Below are 9,168 nucleotides of genomic sequence, written 5' to 3' on the forward strand. Positions count from 1 at the left end.
ACGCGGGCTTGACCGGCAAGATCCGAAAGAGACGACCTAGCGGCGCGCGTCCACCACCGCGAGGAGCTTGCCGCTCGTCGGGCTGCGGTCCAGCGACGCGCTCTCGACCGCCTCGACCACCAGGTCCAGCAACTGCTCCGCCACCGCCGAGCGGAGCTCCGGGTAGCCCGAGAGGAGGACCTCCCGCAGCCGCTGCGGATCCGTCGCCGCCGTCCGCTCCACCCGTACGGTCAGCCGTTCGCGCGCCCGCGCGGCGTCCAGCCGGATCTGGAGCTCGCCCCGGTGGCCGCCCTGCTCCTCGGCCAGGGCCAGGAACCGGCGGTGGTTGAGGAAGTACGTCGCCACCCGCATCACGTCACCGGTGCGCCCCATCAGCTCGAAGCGGGGCGCGCGGCGGCCGCAGGGACAGCGGCCCGGCACCTCCCGGCCCAGGTCGCCTATCAGGTAGCGGCCCAGCCGCTGACCGCGCCGGGCGTGCGTGGTGAACACCAGCCGGCCCGTCTCGCCAGGGGCCACCGGCCGGTCCTCGGCCAGGTCCACGATCTCCAGGGTGTGGAGGTCGGCGTGCAGGTGGTGGACGCCGCCCGAGCTCTCCTCGCACTGGTACCCCAGCGGGCCCAGGTCGGTGCTGCCGTAGGTGATCGAGCGGATGACCTCGACGCCGAACCGCTCCCTCAGCGTGCGCTGCTGCTCCGGCGTGAAGTGCTCCCCGCCGTAGAACACCTTGCGCGTAGAACACCTTGCGCAGGCCCCCGTACGCGCGCAGCGTGTCCTCCTCCGCGTGCAGCAGCTGCCACAGGTAGGAGGGCATGCCGAAGAGGGTGTCTGCCCGGTGCTCGACGATGGCCTCGGCCGTGGCCCGGTGGTCCGGGCCGGCGGACAGCGGCAGCTGCACCCCGCCGAGCCGTTCGAGCACGGAGAAGAAGCTGATGAAGCTGCCGTACATGGCGCCGCAGTAGAAGAGGTTCGCGGTGCGGTCCCCGACCGGGTCGTAGCCCGCGGCGAGCAGGCCGCGGGCGGCGGCGTGCATCTGGGTGTCGTAGTCGTCGTAGCTGAACACCGACAGGGCGGGGGCGCCGGTGCTGCCGCCGCTGCGGAAGTACAGCTCGGCATCGGCCCGGGCCAACTCCCGCGCCGGTCCCTGCACGTCCTCCTTGCCCAGCAGCGGGCCGGTCGGTGGCGGCAGGACGACGGGCCGGACCAGGTCGTCGAGGCAGGCGGTGGTGGCGAACCGGTCCGGGTCCGCCTGGACGGCGACGCGGCGGCTGTAGCGCTGGAGGGCGTAGACCCCGTCGTGCGGCTCGCCCGCGTAGCTCTCCTGCATGGCGCCGACGGGCGTGACGCGGGTGACGCCCGCGGCCAGGGCGGTGCGGGAGAGTTCGGCGACGTCGGACCGGCTGCCCGCGATACCCGCCGTCTGCAGGTATCGGCGCATCGGGCGCAGGGTGGCGATCAGCCGCCGCCGGGGCAGCGGCTTGACCCACACGCTGCGGTGCAGCGGCGACGCCGTGAGCGGGGACCGGGTGTCGGCCATCACCCGCCACGAGCCGTCGGGCGCGGCGAACACGCGGGTCAGGCCGAGGTGTTCCTCCAGCCGGGCCACCAGCTCGGTGGTGGTGAGTTCGGCGGCCTCGGCGGGGTCCGGCTCGTCCGACGCAGCGGCGCCCACGGCAGGCGGGCGGGCCGCGAGGACCGCGGCGAACCGCTCGGCGAAGGCGAACACCTCCTTCTCGTCGTCGGTGTCGAGGTAGACCACCTGGGGGCTGGAGCAGGCCTGCTGCTCGTGCAGGCACACGTCGTCCGCGAGCGCCCCGAGGGTCACGCCGTCCGACCAGGCGTCAGCCGTCAGGTACGCGAAGGAGATCCGGTGCCCCCACTCCACCAGCCGGCACCCGGCCGGCACATGGGCCGCGACCCCTTCGACGGCTGCTTCCCCGCCCCACACGGCGACGGCGTCCGCGGGCGCGCACATCAGGCGCAGCCACTCCTGCCGGGAGGACGGGAAGCGCAGGACGACGATCCGTGCGGCGAGCGCGCCGCTGGGGTCGAGGGCCGCGAGCTCGGCCATCAGGTGCTGGGTCAGGAGGGTGTCGTCGCCGCTGGTCTTCAGAACGTTGACGTTTCCGGCGAGCAGTCCCTCGACGATGCTCAGCGGCGCGACGGTCACGGCGTTGCCCGGGGCGACATGGACGACCAGGCCGACGGGGGCCCACGCCTCGTAGACCGTTTCGCGGGGATCGGCCCGGTCCAGCCGGCCGGGGGTCGCGCTCCCCAGCTCGCGGCGCAGCTTGCGGGTCAGCTCCCGCCGGCTCAGCGCGCCGCCGAGCTCGGCGAGGACGGCGGGGTCCTCTCCCGCGGGCAGGTGCGCGGTGAGCCGGGTGCGGACCGGGTGGGCCGGGTCGCACAGGGCGGTGGCGAGGGCGTCGCAGGCGGCGAGCACGGTCTCGGTCTCCAGCACCGTGGCCAGCGCGGTCTCGACCGCGGCGGGCAGGGCGGCGAGGCGGCGCCCCGCCTCCTCGTCACCGATGAGGTCACCCTGCCAGTAGTGGTGCGCGTGGTCGTCGCCGCCCCGCTCGTACGCGGCGGCCTCGTTCGTCGTCTCCGTCATGGTCACGCCATGCCCTTCATCAGTTCCGCTGCGGCCACCGCGCAGCTGCGGTTGCGGCTCACCCCGGCACGGCCGTGAACGGTGAACCAGGGGGTCCCCAGCTCGCACCCGCAGGCCTCGCCCGGCTGGAGGGAGGCGAGGTCGCCCATGACCACGCTCTGCGCCGGCACCGAGGTGATGTACGGCGAGACCAGGTGCAGGTAGCCGGGCTCCCCGTACGGCAGGGGTTCGAGGGTGCGCGTGGAGCGGATCGTGACCCGGGACCAGACGGGGGCGTGCAGCCGATGGTGGTCGCACTCGATGTACGGGATGCAGTGCTCCACCGACCCGAAGGTGTCCCGGATCCGCTCGGCCGGGATGCCGAGCTGCTCGGTGACGCGTGCGTACAGCTCCTCCTTCCCGATGCGCCGGTCGGAGTGCCCCTTCCAGCCGCCGCCGAGGACCACGAGGGAGCCCTCGGGCAGGCGCAGCGGGGGCAGGCCCATGGCCCGCATCCGCTCCAGGGTGAAGAAGAGGAAGGCGGGGAAGCCGAGGATGCGCACCGGGGCGTCCTCCCGCTCGAAGCGGCGCAGCGCGGCGATGCAGCCGAAGGGGTCGAACTCGTGGTCGCCGCCGGTGTTGCGCAGGGCGTACGCGACGCTGCGCGCGGGGGCGAAGTCGCACAGGTAGTTGTCGGTGAAGGCGGTCCCGAGGTTGAGGGAGGGGGCCGGTTCGTAGCTGTAGAGGAGGTAGTTGACCTCCTGGTCGGGGGTGATCCAGCCGTGGCGGTCGAAGATCCGGGCGACCATCCGCTGGGCGGAGCGGATGGTCCAGTGGTCGAAGAACATCTGCGACTTCTGGCCGGTGGTGCCGGAGGAGGTCAGGTGCAGCTCGACGTCCTCGCGCGGGACGGAGAGGACCTCGTGCCGCTTGAAGAAGTTCGCGTGGACGAGCGGTGTCCGGTACGGCTCCGCCGGGGGAGTGGCCTCGTACAGGGAGCGGAAGAAGGGGGAGCGATCGGCGTGCCAGGCGTTGGTCTCCGCCATGGCGGCGGCGAACAGCTCGTCCTCGGCGGGCCCGGAGGCGTAGGGGTCGGTCAGGTCGCACAGCTGCTGGACGTGTGGCAGGAGGGCCGGGTCGGGTACGGCGACCGGCGCGAGATGGGGGTTCATGGGGCAACCTCGGATGGTGTGGGCAGGTGCGTCGACGCCCAGGCCGACACGTAGCAGTCCAGATAGGGCTGGAGGGGCGGTTCGACAGCGACGCCGCGGAAGTCGATGCGCTCGCCGGAGCGGGACAGCACGGCGTAGTCGTGGAAGCCGTCGCCGTCCGCGCGCATCGCCGGGTAGACGGCCCCGGCGACGAACCCCTCGGCCAGGAAGGCCGAGAGGACCTCGTGGTGCGCGAGCGGCACGAGGGCCTCGACGTAGCCGGCGCCCGCGCGGGCCAGGGCCCGGGTGACGGGTTCGAGGCACGCGGCCGCGGCGGCCGGGTCGGGGTGGGCGGTCAGCAGGGAGCAGTAGCCTCCGGCACGGTTGAGGTAGGCGTAGACCTCGAACCGGCCGTCCTCGGGGGTGAGCAGCACGTTGGGGGTGTGCAGCGGGTAGAACCAGCCGTCGGCACCGGGGAAGCGCTCGCGGAAGCGGCGGCGGACGAAGGCCGGTGCCTCGATCATCTCCAGCCGGTCGTCGGCGCCCTGCGGCGCGGACGGTGCCGGACGCGGGGCGGCTGCCGCTGCCCGCACTCCCGGGTAGCGAATGCCCAGTGCCGCCTCGGCGGTGTGCAGCAACGGCAGGAGCGGGGCGGGGACTTCGGTGACGGGGATCCGGCGGTCGAGCACCCCGGCGGAGTGACGCGCGTAGAGCGCGAGGCTCTCGCGGCTGCGGAGATCCACCGCGTTGGGCAGGATGCCCAGCGGGCGGAAGCCGTTGCGTGCGACGACGCGCTGCGGGCCGGCGCTGACGGTGCGCACGGTCGCGTACACGGAGTCCAGCCGGCCCGTGTCGAGCATGCCCGCGCACAGGGCCCCGGTGAGGGTGGCGGCCAGCCCCGCGGAGCGGTGCCCGGGGTGCACGGCGATGCCCTCCAGGCGGCCGATCCGGCTGCCCGCCTCGCCGTGGATGGCGGCGGACCCGGTCAGCGCCCCGGTGTCGGCGCAGCGGGCGACCAGCCACAGCGAGTGCGGGTCCTCGATGAGCCGGGCCATCTCGGCCGGGTCCGTGCCGAGGGCCACGGGGTAGTGGGGTCCGTAGACGGCGTAGTAGAGCTGGCGCAGTTCGGCGATGTCCGCGCACGCGGCGGGGGTGACGACGGGGCTCACCGCTCACCTCCGGCGGGTTCGGCCGCGGGGGACTCCAGCAGGGCCAGCGCGCAGGCCGCGGGGACCAGTCCGACGCCCTGCACCAGGCACAGCACCTGCGGGGAGACGAAGTCCCCGGCGAGGCCGAACGCGAGGGAGGCCACCGGTACGGAGGCACCCAGCACGGCCTGCATCACGGCGAAGAAGCCGGGCTTGTCGGCCGCCGGCACCAGCCGCTGGAACAGGGCCACGAAGCGGACGCTCACGGCCCCGGCGCACCAGCCGGCCACCACCAGGCAGCCCATGACGGCCGCGCGGTGCGTGAGCAGCCCCGGCAGGGCGAGGGCGAGGGCCATCAGGCCCAGACCGTACGCACCGGCGACGGTGGGGCGGCCCGGCATGCGGGCGCCGGTGAAGGCGCCGACGAGCGTGCCGGTGCCCAGCGAGGCCTCCAGCAGCGCCACGGTGCCTCCCCCGCCCGCGAGGACCGAGCGGGTGTAGAGGGGGATGACGACGAACACGGCGGCGGTGAAGAGGTTCGCCGCGGTGAAGCAGACCAGGATCCGCCGTACGTAGGGGAGTTCCGCGAGGATGCGTCGCAGCGGGCGCGGCCGGGAGGGAGCCGGCGCGTCGGCCCCGGCGCCCGGCCCGACGGTACGGAACCGGGCGCTCGCGACGAGGAGTGCGGCCCCGAGGTAGGCGGCCGCGCAGCCGGAGGCCAGCCCGGCCACACCGGCCCGGTCCACGGTCAGGGCGCCGAGCAGCGCCCCGCCGAGGCCGGCCAGGGACTGGGTGGACAGCTCGAAGCCGGTGGCGGTCTCGATGTCCGCGTCGTCGACGAGTTCGGGCACCGACGTGGTCAGGCAGGGGTCGAAGAACGCCTGGCAGGCCGCCAGGGCGAGACCGGTGGCGTACACGGCGGCGAGCGGCGGGCCGCCGCCGGACGCCCACAGCGCCAGGGCCCCCGAGGCGGCCCCGGCCAGGGCGGCGGCCGTCCGCAGCACCGAGCGGTGCGCGAACCGGGCGACCGCCGAGGCCACCACGGGCGCCAGCGCCACGGCGGGCAGGGTACAGGCCGCCATGAACAGCCCGGAGGCGAGCCCGCGCGCGTCGTCCACGGCGTAGGCGACGATCCACCAGGCCGTGCCGACCTGGAACATCCGCACGGCGGCCTGGGTGAGGACCTGGCCGAGCCACACGGCGCCGAAGGCGCGGTTTCGCAGGACCAGCGGAGCGCGCCGCCGGTCGGCCCCGGTGCGTACCGGGGGCGGGGCGGTGGTCATGCGGTCGGCCTCTCGTCGAGGACCCGGACGAGCTTGCCCGAGCGCGGGTTGACGGCGAGGTCGCGGTGGCGCACCCACTCCACGGACAGCGGGTGCACGAACCCGGCGCGCACGCTGTCCGGATACAGCGGCCGGGCGTTCTCCAGCTCCGTGACGACGGCCTTGGCCAGCTCCTCGCGGCCCTGCTCGCCGGGAGCCGTGGCCAGCCGCAGGACGAGCCCGTCGCGGCCGTCCCAGCGGCGGACGACGAGCTGCACGCCGACCACCTGGCCGGCGGTGTCCGCCGCGGCCACGGCGTCCTGGGCGTCCTGGGTGTAGAGGGAGACGGGGCCCACGCGTACGCCCTCCTCGGCGCGGCCGAGGATGCGGAAGTGCCCGGGCCCCGTGCCGGTCCACTCGGCCCGGTCGCCCGCCGGGTAGCGGATGATCGGCATGAGGCGGCGGAAGAGGCTGGTGACCACGACCCGGCCGGGCCGGCCCGGTTCGGTGACGGGCTCACCGGTGGCGTCGTCGAGGATCTCGACGACCGAGTAGGGCGTGAAGGCGCGGTGCACCCGGGCATCGGGGCCCGGGACGGGCCGGCCGAGCAGGCCCGCGTCGACGCTGGCGTATCCGACGGAACGGGCCTCGGCGCGCGGGAACGCGGCGGCCAGCAGGCGCCGCTGGTCGTCGAAGAGGGCCTCGCCGCCGAACAGCAGCAGCTCCACCGCGTCGAGCCGGACACCGGACGAGAGGACCTGCTCGGCGAGCCGGCAGCTCGGCGAGCCGGCACAGGGTGGTCGGTGTTCCGGCCAGCACCTGGGCGGCGAGGTCGCGCAGCGTGGGGATCGTCGACTCCGGCGGTGCGCCGCCGCCGACGGGCAGGCGGACGTTGTCCACGGGCGCGTGGGCGAGCGAGTCGAGGACGAAGAGGAAGCTGGCGTACAGCTCCCCGGCGTAGAAGAGGTCGGCGACGCGGTGCCCCGGGCGCAGGCCCGTGTCCACGAGTCCCTGGCCGAAGGCGGTGACGAACGTGCGCCATTCGTCGCGCGTGTAGACGGAGAACTTGGGGGACCCGGTGGTGCCGCCGGTCTTGTAGACCGTGGCCTCGCTGAGCGGGCCGGTCAGGACGCGGTTGTCGCGCGGGGTGTTGGCCGCCCAGAACGCCTGCTGGTCGACCACCGGCAGGTCGGTGAGGCGGTCGGTGTCCGGCGGCAGGGACGCGTAGAGCGCTTGGTAGAAGGGTGGGTCCGAGAGCTGCTGGGCGGACATGTGCCTTTGCCTAGGTGGTGGATCGGTACGGAGGCCGCGGCTGCGCGCGGCGGGAGCGGGCACGCTCCGGCCGGAGCGGCCGGGGTGGACGAAGGACCCCGCTGGTGCCCCCGTCTGCTCGATGCGCGCCAGAACATGACGCTCAGTCACGATGATGAAACATCAGTGCGCTGATCACCAAATTGGCACAATATTTTCGGCCAGTACGCCTCAGTCGAAAAGATTTTCCGCTCAACTATCGGGGGTCCGAGTGGCGGCCCACCGCCGGGCGCCCTCGGACCCGGCCCCGGAACCCGCCCGTCCTACGCCGCCAAGGCCGTTGTCGCGCACAGGGTTTGAGGCCGTCGATCGGGGACACACGCGCCATGACGGTGGTACGTCTCACCGGGCCGGCGAACCGCGCGGCCGGTGACCGTCGGCGGCATCCCCTTCCCCCCGGGATGCCGTCGGCGGGCCACCGTCAACGGCACCACTGCGTCGTCCCACCGCAGGCACCGCCCGCGGCCGCGTCGCCGCCTCCCCGCGGACCCGGCCCGGCCAAGCCCCCGGCGACCACTGACCGTACAGCGGTCCCCGGGCACCGCGGCGGGACGGCGGGGGCCGCGTGCTCAGTCCCGGCCGGCCCGGTGCCGGGGCCGGTGCCCGTTCCCGCGGGTGACCGCGCGTGCAGACCGCGCCGGGCGGGGCAGGCGAGGGGGAGACCTGCCAGGCCCGAGAAGGGACGGACACCGTGGAACGACCGAGGATCCTCGTGGTGGGAGCCGGATTCGCCGGGGTGGAGTGCATCCGCCGGCTGGAGCGGAGGCTGGCGCCCGCCGAGGCGGACATCGCCCTGGTCACCCCCAACTCCTACCAGCTCTACCTCCCGTTGCTCCCCCAGGTGGCGTCCGGAGTGCTCACCCCGCAGTCCGTCGCCCTCTCCCTGCGGCGCAGCAGCCGCCACCGCACCCGGATCATCCCCGGCCGCGCCGTCGGCGTGGACACCCGCGCCAAGGTCTGCGTCATCCGCAAGATCACCGGCGAGCTGACGGACCAGCCGTACGACCACCTGGTACTGGCGCCCGGCAGCATCACCCGCACCTTCGACATCCCCGGCCTCACCGAGCACGCCCGGGGCATGAAGACCCTCGCCGAGGCCACCCATCTGCGCGACCACGTCATCTCCCAGCTGGACCTGGCCGACGCGAGCGAGGACGAGGCGGAACGCGCCGCACGGCTGTGCTTCGTCGTGGTCGGCGGCGGATACGCCGGCACCGAGACGGCGGCCTGCCTGCAGCGGCTCACCCACCACGCCGTCAAGCGCTACCCCCGGCTGGACCACCGCCACATCAGCTGGCACCTCCTGGACCTCGCACCCCGGCTGATGCCCGAACTCGGCGACTCCCTGGGCCGCACCGCCCTGGACGTCCTGCGCCGCCGCGGCATCCAGGTCTCCCTCGGCGTCAGCGTCGCCAAGGCGGGCCCCACGGAGGTGGCGCTCACCGACGGCCGGGTGCTGCCCAGCAGGACCCTCATCTGGACGGCGGGGGTGACGGCCAGCCCCCTGATCGGCACGCTCGGCGCGGAAACCGTCCGCGGCAGGCTGCTGGTGACGCCCGAGATGACGGTGCCGGGCGCGCCCGGAGTCTTCGCACTGGGGGACGCCGCGGCCGTCCCCGACCTCGCCGCCGGCCAGGAGGGCGCCCTCTGCCCGCCCACCGCACAGCACGCCCTGCGCCAGGGCCGCACCCTCGCGGACAACCTGATCG

General features: G+C 74.4%; 8 protein-coding genes. 1 reads left to right on the plus strand and 7 read right to left on the minus strand.

Annotated features, from left to right (window positions below):
* Positions 1 to 36 precede the first annotated feature (36 nt).
* The 7 genes from VR44_RS47645 to VR44_RS47655 are packed head-to-tail and all read right to left on the minus strand — an operon-like array spanning position 37 to position 7,420.
* Positions 37 to 372, minus strand: coding sequence for a phenylacetate--CoA ligase family protein (locus VR44_RS47645; RefSeq protein WP_245692378.1), 336 nt, complete (start codon positions 370 to 372; stop codon positions 37 to 39).
* Complete coding sequence (locus VR44_RS28500) at positions 356 to 2,608, minus strand: acyl-CoA reductase (protein ID WP_245692381.1); 2,253 nt, start codon at positions 2,606 to 2,608, stop codon at positions 356 to 358. Before VR44_RS28500 ends, VR44_RS47645 begins: the two co-directional genes overlap by 17 nt.
* Positions 2,609 to 2,610: 2 nt before the next feature.
* Positions 2,611 to 3,759, minus strand: a complete 1,149-nt coding sequence (locus VR44_RS28505) for a LuxE/PaaK family acyltransferase (RefSeq protein WP_045950489.1) — start codon at positions 3,757 to 3,759, stop codon at positions 2,611 to 2,613.
* The gene (locus VR44_RS28510) at positions 3,756 to 4,907 is read right to left on the minus strand and encodes a GNAT family N-acetyltransferase (RefSeq protein WP_045950490.1); all 1,152 of its coding nucleotides are present in this window, start codon (positions 4,905 to 4,907) and stop codon (positions 3,756 to 3,758) included. The genes VR44_RS28505 and VR44_RS28510 overlap by 4 nt, the downstream gene beginning before the upstream one ends.
* Positions 4,904 to 6,169: an MFS transporter gene (locus tag VR44_RS28515; RefSeq protein ID WP_045950491.1), complete on the minus strand. Its 1,266-nt coding sequence runs from the start codon at positions 6,167 to 6,169 to the stop codon at positions 4,904 to 4,906. Before VR44_RS28515 ends, VR44_RS28510 begins: the two co-directional genes overlap by 4 nt.
* The gene (locus VR44_RS47650; RefSeq protein WP_169791055.1) at positions 6,166 to 6,723 is read right to left on the minus strand and encodes a hypothetical protein; all 558 of its coding nucleotides are present in this window, start codon (positions 6,721 to 6,723) and stop codon (positions 6,166 to 6,168) included. Before VR44_RS47650 ends, VR44_RS28515 begins: the two co-directional genes overlap by 4 nt.
* Complete coding sequence (locus VR44_RS47655; protein ID WP_157880421.1) at positions 6,665 to 7,420, minus strand: phenylacetate--CoA ligase family protein; 756 nt, start codon at positions 7,418 to 7,420, stop codon at positions 6,665 to 6,667. The genes VR44_RS47650 and VR44_RS47655 overlap by 59 nt, the downstream gene beginning before the upstream one ends.
* 730 nt (positions 7,421 to 8,150) lie before the next feature.
* On the opposite strand from VR44_RS47655, the gene VR44_RS28525 reads away from it, so the two are divergent.
* Positions 8,151 to 9,168 (plus strand): NAD(P)/FAD-dependent oxidoreductase (locus tag VR44_RS28525; RefSeq protein WP_045950492.1); only part of this gene is annotated, 1,018 nt, incomplete at its 3' end.

It is taken from the genome of Streptomyces katrae (assembly GCF_000966975.1).
Classification (GTDB): Bacteria; Actinomycetota; Actinomycetes; order Streptomycetales; family Streptomycetaceae; genus Streptomyces; species Streptomyces katrae.

Coding starts and splice junctions, on each gene's coding strand:
- VR44_RS47645 (WP_245692378.1), bottom strand. CDS start 372: ATGGGGCGCACCGGTGACGTGATGCGGGTGGCGACGTACTTCCTCAAC.
- VR44_RS28500 (WP_245692381.1), bottom strand. CDS start 2,608: ATGACGGAGACGACGAACGAGGCCGCCGCGTACGAGCGGGGCGGCGAC.
- VR44_RS28505 (WP_045950489.1), bottom strand. CDS start 3,759: ATGAACCCCCATCTCGCGCCGGTCGCCGTACCCGACCCGGCCCTCCTG.
- VR44_RS28515 (WP_045950491.1), bottom strand. CDS start 6,169: ATGACCACCGCCCCGCCCCCGGTACGCACCGGGGCCGACCGGCGGCGC.
- VR44_RS47655 (WP_157880421.1), bottom strand. CDS start 7,420: ATGTCCGCCCAGCAGCTCTCGGACCCACCCTTCTACCAAGCGCTCTAC.